At 72.1% G+C, this 14,356-nt stretch carries 14 protein-coding genes, 1 pseudogene and 1 riboswitch; all 15 genes and pseudogenes read right to left on the minus strand.

What is annotated here, in order from left to right; all coding sequences use genetic code 11:
* Nucleotides 1–4: 4 nt before the first annotated feature.
* Entirely contained in the window at nucleotides 5–457 is a 453-nt protein-coding gene (locus AB0J64_RS41085) for a PH domain-containing protein (protein ID WP_364040187.1), read from the minus strand.
* Nucleotides 458–476: 19 nt separating this feature from the next.
* The gene (gene ribH, locus AB0J64_RS41090; protein WP_364040190.1) at nucleotides 477–944 is read right to left on the minus strand and encodes a 6,7-dimethyl-8-ribityllumazine synthase; all 468 of its coding nucleotides are present in this window, start codon (nucleotides 942–944) and stop codon (nucleotides 477–479) included.
* A complete protein-coding gene (locus tag AB0J64_RS41095; protein WP_364040193.1) occupies nucleotides 941–2,170 on the minus strand; it encodes a bifunctional 3,4-dihydroxy-2-butanone-4-phosphate synthase/GTP cyclohydrolase II in 1,230 nt (409 codons plus the stop codon). Before AB0J64_RS41095 ends, ribH begins: the two co-directional genes overlap by 4 nt.
* Nucleotides 2,167–2,826, minus strand: a complete 660-nt coding sequence (locus tag AB0J64_RS41100) for a nicotinamide mononucleotide transporter family protein (protein ID WP_364040196.1) — start codon at nucleotides 2,824–2,826, stop codon at nucleotides 2,167–2,169. The genes AB0J64_RS41095 and AB0J64_RS41100 overlap by 4 nt, the downstream gene beginning before the upstream one ends.
* Complete coding sequence (locus AB0J64_RS41105; protein WP_364040199.1) at nucleotides 2,823–3,413, minus strand: riboflavin synthase; 591 nt, start codon at nucleotides 3,411–3,413, stop codon at nucleotides 2,823–2,825. Before AB0J64_RS41105 ends, AB0J64_RS41100 begins: the two co-directional genes overlap by 4 nt.
* Complete coding sequence (ribD, locus tag AB0J64_RS41110) at nucleotides 3,394–5,052, minus strand: bifunctional diaminohydroxyphosphoribosylaminopyrimidine deaminase/5-amino-6-(5-phosphoribosylamino)uracil reductase RibD (protein WP_364040202.1); 1,659 nt, start codon at nucleotides 5,050–5,052, stop codon at nucleotides 3,394–3,396. Before ribD ends, AB0J64_RS41105 begins: the two co-directional genes overlap by 20 nt.
* 109 nt (nucleotides 5,053–5,161) lie before the next feature.
* A riboswitch (FMN riboswitch) is annotated at nucleotides 5,162–5,292 on the minus strand.
* An 80-nt stretch (nucleotides 5,293–5,372) separates the two neighbouring features.
* A complete protein-coding gene (locus AB0J64_RS41115; RefSeq protein ID WP_364040205.1) occupies nucleotides 5,373–6,182 on the minus strand; it encodes an oxygenase MpaB family protein in 810 nt (269 codons plus the stop codon).
* A 30-nt stretch (nucleotides 6,183–6,212) separates the two neighbouring features.
* Nucleotides 6,213–6,875, minus strand: a complete 663-nt coding sequence (gene rpe / locus AB0J64_RS41120) for a ribulose-phosphate 3-epimerase (protein WP_364040208.1) — start codon at nucleotides 6,873–6,875, stop codon at nucleotides 6,213–6,215.
* Nucleotides 6,876–7,059: 184 nt separating this feature from the next.
* Nucleotides 7,060–8,604, minus strand: a complete 1,545-nt coding sequence (locus tag AB0J64_RS41125; RefSeq protein ID WP_364040210.1) for a transcription antitermination factor NusB — start codon at nucleotides 8,602–8,604, stop codon at nucleotides 7,060–7,062.
* A 15-nt stretch (nucleotides 8,605–8,619) separates the two neighbouring features.
* Nucleotides 8,620–9,093, minus strand: a complete 474-nt coding sequence (locus AB0J64_RS41130; RefSeq protein ID WP_364040213.1) for a hypothetical protein — start codon at nucleotides 9,091–9,093, stop codon at nucleotides 8,620–8,622.
* Nucleotides 9,090–10,016, minus strand: a complete 927-nt coding sequence (gene fmt / locus AB0J64_RS41135; RefSeq protein ID WP_364040216.1) for a methionyl-tRNA formyltransferase — start codon at nucleotides 10,014–10,016, stop codon at nucleotides 9,090–9,092. Before fmt ends, AB0J64_RS41130 begins: the two co-directional genes overlap by 4 nt.
* A gap of 4 nt (nucleotides 10,017–10,020) precedes the next feature.
* Nucleotides 10,021–10,569 carry a peptide deformylase gene (gene def, locus AB0J64_RS41140; RefSeq protein WP_364040219.1) on the minus strand — a complete coding sequence of 183 codons (549 nt, stop codon included), beginning with the start codon at nucleotides 10,567–10,569 and terminating at the stop codon, nucleotides 10,021–10,023.
* 27 nt (nucleotides 10,570–10,596) lie between these two features.
* Nucleotides 10,597–11,931 (minus strand): hypothetical protein, encoded by a 1,335-nt coding sequence (locus tag AB0J64_RS41145; RefSeq protein WP_364040222.1) that lies wholly within the window; start codon nucleotides 11,929–11,931, stop codon nucleotides 10,597–10,599.
* Between the two features lie 37 nt (nucleotides 11,932–11,968).
* A complete protein-coding gene (locus AB0J64_RS41150) occupies nucleotides 11,969–13,408 on the minus strand; it encodes a hypothetical protein (protein WP_364040225.1) in 1,440 nt (479 codons plus the stop codon).
* Between the two features lie 49 nt (nucleotides 13,409–13,457).
* Nucleotides 13,458–14,356: pseudogene (locus AB0J64_RS41155) on the minus strand (primosomal protein N'); the annotation flags it as partial.

A 14,356-nucleotide genomic window follows, 5' to 3' on the forward strand; every position in this document is an offset into this window, starting at 1 on the left:
CCGCCTAATCTTCGCGGGCCTCCGCGCGCTCCCGGATCAGGGCCTCCAGCTCGGCAGTGGCCCTGCGGGCGCGGTGCTTCTCCGAGCCCTGGATGCCCATCGCCCCGATGGTGCGCCCGTCGGAGAAGTCGATGCGCGGCCAGGGGTCGCCCACCAGCAGCGTGACCTCCAGGATCTCCGGCCACGTGTAGCGGTGGCTGCGGATGGCGTTGACGATCGTGACGCCCTCGTCGTCCGCCTCCACCCGCACCCGGCCCAGCAGGTGCAGCACGAACGCCACCGCGCAGCCGAACAGCACGATCCCGATCCGGTCGGGCAGCTTGAACGGCTCCGCGATGAAGACCGCCATGATCACCGCCCCGAGCACGATCAGTGCGGCGAAGCCGTACGCGACGATCCGCGGGCGGCGGGGCCGCCAGATGACGGGCAGGGGCGGTGGAGACACGGGCTCTGGCACGAGGGAAACCTATCTCAGCTCAAGGGAGGTCCCTCAGCAGGAGGGCGGTCTCGAGCGCGGCGATGGTGGACTCGTACCCCTTGTCCTCCTTGCTCCCGGGCAGTCCCGAACGGTCGAGGGCCTGGTCCAGGGTCTCGACCGTGAGGACGCCGTTGCCGACCGGCGTCTCCTCGTCCAGCGAGATCCGGGTCAGGCCCGCGGTCACCGAGTCGCAGACGTAGTCGAAATGGGCGGTCTCGCCCCTGACGACCGCCCCCAGCGCCACCACCGCGTCACAGCGGCGGGCCAGCGCCTGGGCGACCACCGGGATCTCCAGCGACCCCGGCACCCGCACCACGGTGGCCGTGGCGCCGCTGTCGGCGCAGGCCTGCACGGCCCGCGCCACGAGCTGGTCGGTGATCTTGGCGTGCCAGCTGGCCGCCACCACCCCCACGCTCAGCCCCGAGGCGTCGGGCGCCGCGACGCCCGGCCGTCCTTCTCCGCTCATGAAGCCTCCGAGATGTGCCCTGAAATATCATGGCCGAGGCGGTCGCGCTTGGCCTTGAGGTACCGCTCGTTGTGCGGGTTCATGGCCACGGGCAGGGGCTCGCGGCCGAGGACCTTGATGCCGTACCCGTCCATGCCCTTGAGCTTGGCCGGGTTGTTGGTGAGCAGCCGCACCGACTTGACGCCGAGGTCGGCGAGGATCTGCCCCGCGTTGGAGAACTCCCGCGCGTCCACCGGCAGCCCCAGCTCGACGTTGGCGTCGACGGTGTCGCTGCCGTTGTCCTGCAGGCTGTACGCCTTGAGCTTGGCCAGCAGGCCGATGCCCCTGCCCTCGTGGCCGCGCAGGTAGACGACCACGCCCCGGCCCTCCTCCGCGATGGCCGCCATGGCGTGGCTCAGCTGCACCCCGCAGTCGCAGCGCAGCGAGCCGAACACGTCGCCGGTCAGGCATTCGGAGTGGGCCCTGACCAGGATGTTCTCGCCGTCCTCCAGGTCTCCGTAGACGAGCGCGATGTGCTCGCCGCCGTCGAGCGCGCTGGCGTAGCCGTACGCCCGCCACATCCCGTGGGCGTTCGGCAGCCGCGTCTCGGCCACCCTCGTCACCATGCTCTCGGCCCGGCGGCGGTAGTCGACGAGCTGCTCGATGGAGACCAGGGCCAGGTCGTGCTCGTCGCAGAAGCGGCGCAGCTCGGGCAGCCTGGCCATGGTGCCGTCGTCGTTGACCACCTCGGCCAGCGCGCCCGCGGCCGACAGCCCGGCCAGCCTGGCGAGGTCGACGGCCGCCTCGGTGTGGCCGCGCCTGGCCAGCACGCCGCCCTCCTGGTAGCGCAGCGGGAAGATGTGACCCGGGCGTACCAGCTCGGTGGGCTCGGTGGCGGAGTCGGCGAGCGTGCGGATGGTCCTGGCACGGTCGGCCGCCGAGATGCCCGTGGTGACGCCGTCGCGGGCGTCCACGGTGATCGTGTACGCCGTGCGCATGCGTTCCTTGTTCTGGAAGACCATGAGCGGCAGCCCGAGCCGGTCGAGCTCCTTGCCGTCCATGGCCACGCAGATCATCCCGCTCGTGTGCCTGATCGTGAACGTGCACAGGTCAGGCGTGGCCTTGGCCGCGGCGAAGATCAGGTCGCCCTCGTTCTCCCTGCTCTCGTCGTCGACGACCACGACCGCCTTGCCGTCGCGGATGTCCTCGATGGCCCGCTCGATCGGGTCCAGCTTGATGTCGCTCACTGCGCCACCGCCACGCTGAGCTCGGCGGTCCGGTATTCACGCAGCCACTTCACGAACCCGACGACGACCAGCGCGAAGAAGATCCCGTACACCCAGCCGGAGACCACCAGCCCCGAGCTGAACGCCAGCGGCACGCCCACCAGGTCGACGGCCACCCACACGATCCAGAAGTCCACCAGCGCCCTGCCCTGCGCCCAGGTGGCCATCGCGCTGCCCACGAAGATGTAGGCGTCGGCGGCCACCAGGAAGGCGCCCTTGGGCAGCGGCACCTGCGCGCCCCACGACAGGCCGGTGACGAAGAACAGCAGCCCGACCACGGCCGTGCCCAGCAGCATGACGCCGATCAGCAGCGAGCGCTCCCACCACTGGGCGGGGCGGACGGCGAGTTGCTTGCCGTCCTGTGTGCCGCGCCGCCACGCCCACCAGCCGTAGACCGCCAGGCCGGCGAACAGGGCCTGCTTGAGCGCGTTGCCGGTGATGTGCGCGTTGATCGAGGCGATGAACAGCAGCACCGATCCGGCGAACTGCACCGGCCAGGTCCACATCGACTTGCGCATGGCGAGCAGGACCGTCGACAGCGCGGCGATGTTGCCGATCAGGTCGGTCCACAGCACATGGGTGCCGAATACCTCGAATCCAGCGTCGGCCCAGTTCATTGCCTGACCACCAGCCTTTCCACATACTTCGCGATCACGTCGACCTCGATGTTCACCACGTCGCCGACCTGGCGGTCGCCCATCGTGGTGAGCTGGAGCGTCGTGGGGATGAGGCTCACACCGAAGCTTTCGTCGTCAACCGTCGTCACCGTCAGGCTGATTCCGTCGATCGCGATCGAGCCCTTCTCCGCGACGTACGGGGCGAGCGCCTCGGGGAGCGAGAAGCGCACGTCGTCCCATCGCTCGCCCGGGTCGCGGGAGAGCAGCACGGCGGTGCCGTCCACGTGGCCCTGCACGATGTGGCCGCCGAGGCGCTGGTCGGCGCGTACGGCGCGCTCCAGGTTCACGGGGGAGCCGTGGACGAGGCCGCCGAGTGAGCTGCGGTCGAGGGACTCCCTCATCACGTCCACGGTGAACACGTCGTCCTTGGCCTCCACGACCGTGAGGCACACGCCGTTGACCGCGATCGAGTCGCCGTGCTTGGCGTCGGAGGTCACGACCGGGCCGCGTACCGACAGCACGGCCCCGCCGCCCACCTGGTCGATGGCGACTACCTCGCCCTTTTCCTCAATGATTCCGGTGAACATCACTACTCCCTGCCTGGTTGGGGGCTGCGGGCCGGGCAATTAGCCGTACATCCGGCCCAATAAGGGATATTTCGTCAAATGTCAGGCGGTGGATCTCGCCGATCGTGCCCACCCCGGCGGCGCCCAGCGCGGCCCGGCCGGAGCCCAGCAACGCGGGCGCGACGTACGCGACCACGCGGTCGACCAGGCCCCGCCTGAGGAACTCACCTGCCAACGTGGGGCCGCCCTCCAGGAACACGCTCACGATCTCGCGCGCCGCCAGCTCCCTCAGGAGTGCGTCCAGGTCGAGGCCACGGCCTTGACGGGGCAGGCGGAGGAGGTCGGCCTTGAGGTCGGTGTCGGCGTCCTCGGCGACGGCGACCAGCGTGGGGGCGCTGCCGTCGAGCACCCTGGCGTCGCGCGGCGTCCGGGCCCGCGTGTCGACCACGACCCGCAACGGCCCCCGCCCATTCGCCTTCTGCCCTCCACGGGCTCGGCCACCGACGCCCTCGACACCACCACCGGCCCCCACCTCCAGGCCCGCCCCGTATTCATCACTCGCGCCTTGGCCTCGTGCGCCAGCACGGACGCCCGCCTCAAGACCCGTGCCACCTCCGTCACCCGCGCCCTGGCGCCCCTCCGCGCCGGCCACGCCTTGACCGTCCCCGGCACCGCGCTCGGCCGGAGCAAGCAGGCCGTCGCCAACGGCCGTCTCCCGGCCGCCTCGTGCAAGGTGATCCTGCCCACCGCCGACAGCCCTCCCACCGAGACGCCCCGCCACAGCCGGAGCGACCGCGCCGTCACCGACGGGACCCTCCGCGTCGCGCCCGGCGCCGCCGTCCCCGCGGCCCTCCGACCCGAGCCCAGCGCCACCTTCCCCGCGGCCCTCCGACCCGAGCCCAGCGCCTCCGTCCCCACGGCCCTCCGACCCGTGCCCGCCACCCTCCTCGGGCTGCCCCTCCCGTGCGCGGCGAGCGCCATCCCCGGCGTGGGCCGGCGAGACCGGGAGAGCGGCGGCGGCCTGGGGGCGGGCGGTGAGGTGGGGGTCGTCGGCGAGGACGGTGCCGATGCCGGCGACGATCGCGTCCGAGGCGGCCCGCAGCCGGTGCACGTCGGCCCTGGCCTCCGGCGAGGTGATCCACTTGCTGGTCCCGTCCGCGGCCGCCGACCGCCCGTCCAGCGTCGCCGCGAACTTCCACGTCACATGCGACCGTCCGAGCCGCGCGTACGTCAGCCACTCCTCGTTCACCAGCGAGGCCTCGGCGGCCAGCACCCCTGTCGTCACGGAGACCCCGTGCGCCCGCAGCCGCGCCGCCCCGCCGGCGGCCTTCGGGTTGGGGTCGGCCACCGCGATCACCACCCGCGCGACCCCGGCCGACAGCAGCGCCCGGCTGCACGGCCCCGTCCGTCCGGTGTGGTCGCAGGGCTCGAGCGTCACGTACGCGGTGCCGCCGCGCGCCCGCTCCCCCGCCTGCGCCAGCGCGACGACCTCGGCATGCGGCCCGCCCGCGTACGCGTGGAACCCCTCGCCCACGACCAGGCCCGCGGCGTCGAGCACGACGCAGCCCACGACAGGATTGGGGCTGGTGGTGCCGTGTCCGCGCGCGGCCAGCTCGACGGCGCGCGCCATGTGCGCGGCGTCCTGCGGGGGGATCTCCACCCGGGTCTCCTACTCGCCAGTAGCTACAAGCCACGGCGGGCCCCGGGGGATTTTCTACCGCGATGCGCAGATGCACCACGGCAAGCGCCCGGCTGGGACGCCGGACACCTCGCGCGCTTCCTCCCATCCGGACTTTAACCGTCGGTCCCGGAATTTCACCGGGTCAACCGGCCGATGGCATCGGCCGGGTCGCGGACTGTAACCGCCGGTTCGGAATTTCACCGACCCCGGAGCACGCTAGCTCTCTTTCGCTACCAGTGTGCCATGCCCCAATTGTCGCGCGCGACCACCCCTAGCCAATTACCAAACAAGCGCTAGTTTCAGGCGACCATGAGCCGGCGCGCCCGCCGTGCCGCCGGGCTGTAGAGGACGTCGCCGGGCACCAGCCCGATCCCGGTGTGCAACGTACGCAGCGTGGCCGTGGCCCACAGGTCGCCGACCGGCGTGGCGGGCAGCCCGTACAGGCGCCTGGCCCAGCGCGGCAGCGTGGCGATGGCGAGGAACGTCAGCGCGGGCAGCGCGGGCTTGAGCGGCGTCAGCCTGCGCGGGAGCGGGGCGTTGAGCGACAGGCGGAGCGGATGGGCCGCCTCGGGCACGAACCGCAGCCCCGGCCGCGCGGCCTCGATGTAGTCGTGCAGCTCGGCCACCGACCCGGGAACGTCCTCGGCCTTCAGCCCCACCACCTCGGCGGCCCGCCGCCACTCCGCGACGAACGCGTCCGCCTCGGCGTCCGACAGCCGCACCCCGGCGCGACGGGCGACCGACAGGTAGGAGTCGACCTCGCCGACGTGCACCCAGCGCAGCGCGTCGGGATCGTCGAGGTGGAAGGTGGTGCCGGTGTCGGGGTCGTAGGCGCTCAGCTTGGCATGGATCTTGCGGACGCGCCGCCCCGCGCGTTCGACCTCGGCATTGGTCCCGTACGTACGGACGCGCACGAACTCCGTGGTCCGCACGAACCGCGACCAGGCCTCGTGTGGATCCATGAGCGCGGAGTTCTGCAGCACGCCGCGCATCGCCCTCGGATGCAGCCCCTGCATCAGCAGCGCCCTGATGCCCCCCACCAGCAGGATCGGCTCGCCCATCACCCGCCACGTCACCGAGCGGGGACCGAAGATCCCATGGTCGCCCATAAGTGAATGGTTACCCGGCGATCGACCGATCTATGCGTTTTTGCGACTGGCCGCGGCGCGGAGGGCGTCGACGGCGGAGGCCGGATCGGAGGCCCCGTAAACGGCGCTGCCCGCCACGAACACGTCGGCGCCCGCTTCCGCGCAGCGCTCGATCGTGCCGGCGTCGACTCCCCCGTCCACCTGCAGCCAGACCCTTCCGCCGTGCCGCTGGATCATCTCCCGTGCCCGCCGCACCTTGGGCAGCACCCCGTCGAGGAACTTCTGCCCGCCGAAACCCGGCTCCACGGTCATCAGCAGGAGCATGTCAACCTCGCCCATCAGGTCTTCGTACGGCTCCACGGGCGTGGCCGGGTTGAGCGCCAGCCCGGCCCGGGCGCCCAGCGCGCGGATCTCGCGCAGGGTCCTGATGGGCCCCTTGGCCGCCTCGGCGTGGATGGTCACGCTGCCGGCCCCCGCCTCCGCGTACTGCGGCGCCCAGCGGTCGGGGTCGTCGATCATGAGATGGCAGTCGAGGGGTGTCGAGGTCGCCTTGCGCAGCGCCTCGACCACAGGCAGCCCGATGGTGAGGTTGGGGACGAAGTGGTAGTCCATGACGTCGACGTGCAGCCAGTCGGCGTTGGGCACGGCGGCGGCTTCGTCGGCGAGCCTGGCGAAGTCGGCGGCGAGGATGCTGGGCGAGATCTGTACGGCCATGATTGACCAAGTCTATTGACACGCCCCGCGTTGAAGAAGCGCGGGGAGTCCAGCGGCCGCCCGCCAGGTTCCCGCTTCTCGGGCAGCTGAACCCGGGAGAACCCGCCGCATACGCCTCACCTGGGATGACGCTTACGCAGCGGAGGCAGGCCCTCATCGGACCAGACACCACACGCTACGCGTCTCACACGGAAGGCCGCTTACGCAGCAGCGCCAGGAACATGGCGTCGGTGCCGTGTCGGTGCGGCCAGAACTGGACGTGCGGGCCGTCGCCCAGGCCCTCGACCTCGGGCAGGTAGCCGCGGGCGTCGAGCTGCTCGACGTCGTGCCTGCGCGCCAGGATGTCCCCGATCACCACCCGGGTCTCGGCCAGGTGCGGGGAGCAGGTGACGTACGCGACGACGCCGCCGGGGCGCACGGCGTCCAACGCGGTGTCGAGCAGCCGCCGCTGCAGCCTGCCCAGCTCGGCGATCCCGGCCGGGTCCCGCCGCCATCGCGCCTCCGGCCGCCGCCGCAACGCCCCCAGCCCGGTGCAGGGCGCGTCGAGCATCACCCGGTCGAACACCCCGGGCCGCCACGCCGGCTCGGTGCCGTCAGCCGTCACCACGACCGCGTCCCTGGTCGTCTGCCAGACCAGCCGGGCCCGGTGCTGCTGCACGTCCGCCGCCAGCAGCCGCGCTCCCCCAGGAAACGCCGCACCACGGTCACCGGCCCCTTGACCGGCGGCATCCGCACCACCGCCGCGCCCCTCCTCCGTGGCTTCGCCGACCGCGCCGGCGGGCGTGGAGGTGTGAGTGCGTTCCCTGCGCAGACCTTCGAGGTCGCCGTGGGTGGCGATGGCGTCGAGCAACCCCGCCTTGCCGCCGGGCCCCGCGCACATGTCGAGCCACAGCTCGTCTTCGTCCCCCTCGAGAGGGACCCGGGTCAGGGCCAGGGCCACCAGCTGGCTGGCCTCGTCCTGGACGGCGGCTCGCGTCTCCGCCACCGCCTCGATCTGCCCGGGATCGCCTTCGCGCAGGTAGGCGGCGTACGGCGAGTAGCGGGCCGGGAGTGCGCCGAAGCCTTCGAGCTCCTCCACCGAGCTCCGCCCCGGCCGTGCCACGAGCGTCACCAGGGGCCGGGCGTTGTCGGCGTCGAGCAGGTCGGCCATCTCGTCAGGGCGGCCGAGTGCGTCGCGGAAGGCGGAGACGATCCAGCGGGGATGGCCATAGGCGATGGCGAGGTGGCCGACGGGGTCGTCGGCCGGGTCGGGCGCGACGATGGGGATCCACTCGTCGAGCGTCCTCGAGCCGATCTTCCGCAGCACCGCGTTCACGAACTTGGCCGCCCCTTGGCCGATGCGCAGGCGCACCAGATCGACGGTGGTGCCGACGGCCGCGTGCGGCGGGACGCGCATGCGCAGGAGCTGGTGGGCCCCGAGCCGCAGGGCGTCGCGTACGTCGGGATCGGGCGCACGGTCGCTGCACATCTCGATCACGGCGTCATAGGTGCCGAGCCCGCGCAGCGTCCCGTACGCGAGCTCGGTTGCCAGCGCGGCATCGCGTCCCTTGATGCCGCGCTCGCGGAGAAGCCGCGGCAGGAGCAGGTTGGCGTACGCGTCACGCTCGTCGACCGCGCGCACGACGTCGAAGGCCGCGTTGCGTGCCTGGTCGCGTGCTGGTCTCGGTGGCTTCCGCGTACGGCTCCCGCCGCCCCTGCCTCCGGCCCCTTGGTCCCCCCGTGTCCTCATCCCTCAAACTTTCCTTTATGCCTTGGCAGGCAGCCTCTCGAGCACCTCGCCGAGCAGCGCCTTGACGTCGATCAGGTCACTCTTGACGACCGTCTTGAGCTCCGCGACATCGATCTTGAGCTCCGCGACGTCTGTCTTCAGGACCGCGACATCCGTCTTCAGCTCCTTGACGTCGGCCTCCAGTACGGATACCCGACCGCCGAGTGCGTCCAGCTTCTCCCCCGCCTGCACGGCCAGTCCGAGGGCCTTGTCGGTCTTCTGCTCGACCCGCGCCACCTTGCCGTCGAGTTTCGCCATGTTGCGATCGCAGCGGCGGGTCCAGATGTTGATGTCGCGAATGTGGTCGCGCGCGTCACAGAGCGTCGCAAACGCGACATCCTGGTCCTCGCGGAGATTGTCCATGCGCGCGATGAGCGCCTGTGCTTCGTTACTGGTGGTAGTCATGGGGCCGATGTTACAGAGAGCGCCATGATCGACACGCGGAGTCATTTGAAGATCTCTTTACCCTCTGGGCGAACCCCGCGAGCCCACTCCACAGCCCCCATCACCCGCTTTCCCTGCGGCTGCACCTCGCCCAGCTCGACCGCGTCGGTAGCGGTCCCCACCAGCACTTTCGTCTTGGTGGCGGCGATCTCGCCGGCGGGCAGCCGCTCGCCGGGAACCATCCGCACCGGCCCCAGCTTCACCCGCTGCCCGCGGAACTCGGTCCACGCCCCAGGCGCGGGTGTGCAGCCCCTGATGAGCCGGTCGACGTGCAGGGCGGGCTTGGTCCAATCGACGCGGGCGTCGGTCACGGTGATCTTGGGCGCGATCGTCACCCCGTCGGCAGGCTGCGGGCGGGCCTCCAGGGTGCCGTCCTCGACGCCGTCGAGGGTGGCGGCGAGCAGCCCCGCCCCCGAGACCGACAGCCGCTCAAGCAGCGTCCCGCTCGTGTCGGTGGTGTGGATCTCCTCGGTCACCACGCCGTAGACGGGCCCGGCGTCCAGCTCCTTGACGATCTGGAATGTCGTCGCCCCGCCGATCTCGTCGCCGTGCAGGATCGAGTGCTGCACGGGCGCGGCCCCACGCCAGGCGGGCAGGATCGAGAAGTGCAGGTTGATCCACCCGTGCCGGGGGATGTCGAGCGCCGACTGCGGGAGCAGCGCACCGTACGCGACCACCGGGCAGCAGTCGGGCTCCAGGGCGCGCAACCGGTCGAGGAAGTCCGGGTCGCCGGCCTTGAGCGGGCGGAGCACCTCGATGCCCGCCTCCTCCGCGAGCTCGGCCACCGGCGAGGGGTGGACCTTGCGGCCCCGGCCCGACTGCGCGTCGGGGCGGGTGACGACCGCCACGACCTCGTGGCGCGGCGAGTCGATCAGGGTCCGCAGCGACGGCAGCGCCGTCTCGGGTGTGCCCGCGAAGACCAGACGCATGCTCTCAGAGCGCCCTTCCGCCGGTGGCGTGCGGCGAGACCTTGATCACGGGAGCGGACAGGCCGCTCCACTCGGCCTCGCGGACGGCTTTCATGGCCAGCTTGCGCTGCTTGGGGTCCATGCGATCGATGAACAGGATGCCGTCGAGGTGGTCGGTCTCGTGCTGGAAGCAGCGCGCCATCAGGTCGGTGCCCTCCAGCGTGACGGGCTCGCCGTGCATGTTGAGGCCCTTGGCGACGGCGCGGACGGCCCGCGGCGTCGGGTACGACAGGCCGGGGAAGGACAGGCAGCCCTCCTCGCCCTCCTCGTCCATCTCCGAGGACAGGTCGAGGTCGGGGTTGATGAGATGGCCGAGCTGCTCGTCCACGTAGTAGGTGAACACCCGCAGCCCGACCCCGATCTGCGGCGCCGCCAGGCCCGCGCCGGGAGCGTCCATCATCGTGTCGGTGAGGTCCTTGACCAGCTTGCGGAGCTCCTTGTCGAAGTCGACGACCGGGGCCGCCGGGGTGCGCAGCACCGGGTCTCCGAACAGCCGGATCGACTGGATCGCCAAGGGGGTTACTCCGTTCTCAGGTGTGGATCAACCCAGTTTAGTGTGCTCGAGCGAGCGCGCCTTCATCGCCGCCTTGCGGGCCGCCTTGACCACGGCCTGGTCGTCGTGGGCGGTGGCCAGCATGTCGAGCACGGCGATCGTGTCGGGGTGGCCCACTCCGGGCATCTCGCCGACCAGCTTGATCAGGTCTTCCCCCGGCTCGGGGGGGTCGATCCGGCCCGCGGCGGGCCCCGACAGGTGCATGAGGGCGGCCAGGGAGTCGACCGCCAGCCAGGTGTGGTCCTCGGGGCTGAGCGTGGGGGCGTCGAGGTCGCGGATGTGCAGCCAGGAGGCGGCGTAGCGGCGCATGAGCGGGTGGTCGAGCGCCTCCCTGACGGGCTTCTCGGCCTCGGGGCCCAGCTCCTCGAGGATGGCGCCGACCGCGCCGCGCTGCCCCGCCGTGCCGGAGGCGGCGATCTCGATCAGATCGCCGGCCGCTGACTCGGGCGCGCGGCGCTCCAGCCACCCGGCGACGGCGCTCTGCGTGGCCGAGCCCTTGACCAGCGCCTCCACCAGCTCGGCCGCCGACAGGTCGGCGAACACCTCCACCTCGGCCGTCGTCGGCGCGTCGTGGCCCTCGCGCAGCAGGTCGCGGCGGATGGCCCAGACGCCGAGCGGGGTGAGCGCGGTGCGGCCGGCGGCGGTCTGCTCGACGAGCCCGCAGTACGCCAGCAGCGACAGCGCCTCCAGCAGCTCGGCGGGCAGCGCGGCGGCGAGCCTGCGCATCTCGACGGGACCGGGCGCGCAGGCCACCTCGTGGGACTGGAGTATGCCCCTGGCGAGATTGGCGGTCGCGACGCCGGAGCGCACGGAGTAGATCGTGGCGAGCATCTCGGCCAGGTGGCCGTCGACCACGGCGGAGCCCGTCAGGCCGTCGTCGGCGCGGTCGAGCACGTCCATGACCACGCCGTCCCAGAACTCCAGCGTGGCCTCGACCGTGAGCCGCAGCGACAGCGGCCCTCTGGAGGCGCGGCCGCCGAGGATCTGGAGCAGCCCGGTGTTGACGGCGACGATCCAGACCAGGCGCAGCCGGGAGGCGGGCAGGCCCAGCTCCCGCACGGCGGCCTCGGCGTCCGCCTCGGTCAGGTGCCCTTCGGGGGTCACCTCGCGGGTGCCCGTCCAGGTGGTGAGCCTGATGGCGTCGGCGACCAGCGGCACCGAGGGCACCGCCGCGGCCAGCTCCGCGTCGGGCGCCGGCAGCACCGGCGGGAACGTGAGCGCTTCGTGCTCCACGGGAGTCTCCTCAGGAGGCCGTGGCGGCACGGCGGCCTGCTCATCGATCAGCTTGCGCAGCTCGGCGAGGTCGAAGACGTTGTTTGCCACCCAGGAAACTTACTGCACAGCAGTCACATGAGCGTACTCAACGGATGGCCCGGGACCGGGCCTTGAACGCCGCCTTGCGCGCCGCCTTCGCCACCGTGCCGTCGGAAATCGAGCGTCCGAGCAGCTCCAGGACGTCGACGACGTCAGGGTGGTCGACCCGCCACATCTCCTCGATCATATGCGCAGGCGGACCGGAGGCGGCCATGTTCTCGGCGAAGTTCTCGGGGTCCTCCTCGGCCGCGGGCATCGCCAGCGCGAGCATGTCGACGCTGACCCAGAGCAGCTCCTCCTGGGTGAGCTGCGGCGCGGGCAGCCCTCTGGCGGCCAGCCAGTGGATGGCGTGCGGGCGCAGCTCCTGATCGTCGAGGTAGCGGCGTACCTCCGGCTCGGCCTCCGATCCCAGCCGGTCGACGATGGTGATCGCGATGCCGCGGGCCACCGCGGGCGCGCCCGAGGCGGCGGCCAGCAGCTCCGTCACGGCCTCGCCCGGCGTCCTGCCGGTCAGCCAGCGGCTGATGTCCTGCTCGGCGAGCTCGGCGGGAACGCCTTCGAGCAGCCCTTCGATGAGCCCCAGCGCGTCGGCCTCGGCCAGGTCGGGCGCCTCGGGCGCGTCGAGCCCGAGCGACAGGTAGTGCCGGCGCAGCCCCCAGACGGCCAGCGGGGTGAGCTCGGCGGTGTCGCCCGTGACGTGGATCATGCCGTGCCGTACGAGGTCGTCCAGCACGGCGTCCAGGTCGATCTCGCCGCCGTCGGCGTACTCGTCGAGGTAGTCGCGGATCACACTGACCGGCACGCGCACCTGGACCCGGTAGAGCATGTCGAACAGGTCGTAGAGCCCCCTGTCCGCGTCGTCCTCGAGGAGCGCGGCGACCCGCTGCGCCCAGGCCTCCAGCGGCTCGCCGGTGTCGGGCAGCGGGTCATCGGCCAGCGCGGGCACGGTCTCCAGATCGGCGACGAGATCCTCCGGCGAGGCCAGCCGGGCGGCGGGCAGCGGCGTGCACCCGGGGCAGTCGCAGGGCGCCTCGCCCAGGTCAGGCACCTCACCGGAGGGGATGGCGATCGCCTGCTCGAGCGACTCCGGGCCGATGGAGCTGAACAGGGTCTTGGCCATGCCGAAGTTCGCCTGGTCGGCGAGGGCCTCGGGCATGCGCGGCGCGATGTCGTCGAGCCTGTCGCGCATGAGCGCCGCCGTGTCCCCGGAGACCGCGCCCGACTCGCTGAGGTAGTCGACGAGGGTGCGGGCGGCGGCGATGCTCTCAGGAGCGCTCTCCGGGGGCGCGATGACCTTGCGCGGATAGATGGACAGCAGCAGCTCGTCGAAGGTCTCGGGGGTGAAGTCACCCAGTTCGTTGACGTTGAGGTAGTCGCTGGCGTAGTCGCAGAGCAGGCGGACCTCGTCCGCGTCCACCTCGACCTCCCGCGCGCGCCCCCAGGCGCGCAGGGCGTCGATGGCCCCGTTCACCCATTCGATCGACACAGAGGCACGCTAACGGCTGGTCCTCAGATGAGCGAATCGGGGAAATGGTCTAAATCAGGTCGAGCGGGTCGACACTTACCTTCACGACATCTGGCGTCTTACGGGCCGCACGTACCCCACTGGCCCCTTTGAGCGCGGCGGCCAGCGCGGCGCCGCCGGACCGCCGGACCCGGATCATGGCCCGTTCCAGGCCGGACTCGTCCATGGGGACGGGGCCGAGCACCTGGGCGCCGGGCGGGAGGCGTACCTCGTCGAGCATCTGCCTGACCGCGCTCGCCACGCCCGTGAGCGTCGCCATCCGCACCGCCGGCGGGAACCCCAGCTCGGCGCGGTCACCCAGTTCGCGCTCCGCGTGGGTGACGGGGTCCCACCGCAGCAGGGCCTGTACGGCGGGCAGCGCGGCGTCGCCCAGCACCACCAGCTCGGCCCCGGGGCGGAGGAGGGCGGCGGCGTTCATCCACCGGCGCACTGTCTCCTCGGCCGCCCTCAGGTCGGCCCTGCCGAGGAGCGCCCATCCGTCGAGGAGCACGGCCGCCGCGTAACCGCCCTGCGCCACCGGCTCGGCGCCGGGGGTCGCGACGACCAGCGCGCGGGTGTCGGGGACGGTGGCCAGGACGCCGTCGCGGCCCGACGTGCGCACCGGCACCGAGGGGAAGGCCCGGCCGAGCTCCTCCGCCGTACGCCTGGCGCCGGTGACGACGGCCCGGAGCCTGGGGCTGCCGCAGGACGGGCAGCGCCAGTCGGCGTCCACCCGGCCGCACCAGCGGCAGTAGGGGGCCGCGTGGCCGCCTCTGAGAGCGAGCGGCCCGTGACACACGGGCCCCGGCCAGTCAGCGCCGGGCACCGCCGGTGTCCCGCCACCGGCGCCGATCGCGTCCGTCAGGGCCGCACCGGCGCGCCCGTTCGTCGTGCCGCCGCCTGACGGGCTCAGCAGCGGTATGGCCGTCC

This window comes from Nonomuraea sp. NPDC049695, assembly GCF_040674955.1.
Lineage (GTDB): Bacteria > Actinomycetota > Actinomycetes > Streptosporangiales > Streptosporangiaceae > Nonomuraea > Nonomuraea helvata.

What these genes read in the sequence shown, in the direction of transcription:
- AB0J64_RS41115 (WP_364040205.1), bottom strand. Translation starts at nt 6,182, where the DNA reads ATGGGCGACCATGGGATCTTCGGTCCCCGCTCGGTGACGTGGCGGGTG.
- AB0J64_RS41130 (WP_364040213.1), bottom strand. Translation starts at nt 9,093, where the DNA reads ATGACTCCGCGTGTCGATCATGGCGCTCTCTGTAACATCGGCCCCATG.
- rpe (WP_364040208.1), bottom strand. Translation starts at nt 6,875, where the DNA reads ATGGCCGTACAGATCTCGCCCAGCATCCTCGCCGCCGACTTCGCCAGG.
- fmt (WP_364040216.1), bottom strand. Translation starts at nt 10,016, where the DNA reads ATGCGTCTGGTCTTCGCGGGCACACCCGAGACGGCGCTGCCGTCGCTG.
- ribH (WP_364040190.1), bottom strand. Translation starts at nt 944, where the DNA reads ATGAGCGGAGAAGGACGGCCGGGCGTCGCGGCGCCCGACGCCTCGGGG.
- AB0J64_RS41105 (WP_364040199.1), bottom strand. Translation starts at nt 3,413, where the DNA reads ATGTTCACCGGAATCATTGAGGAAAAGGGCGAGGTAGTCGCCATCGAC.
- AB0J64_RS41125 (WP_364040210.1), bottom strand. Translation starts at nt 8,604, where the DNA reads ATGAGGACACGGGGGGACCAAGGGGCCGGAGGCAGGGGCGGCGGGAGC.
- AB0J64_RS41100 (WP_364040196.1), bottom strand. Translation starts at nt 2,826, where the DNA reads ATGAACTGGGCCGACGCTGGATTCGAGGTATTCGGCACCCATGTGCTG.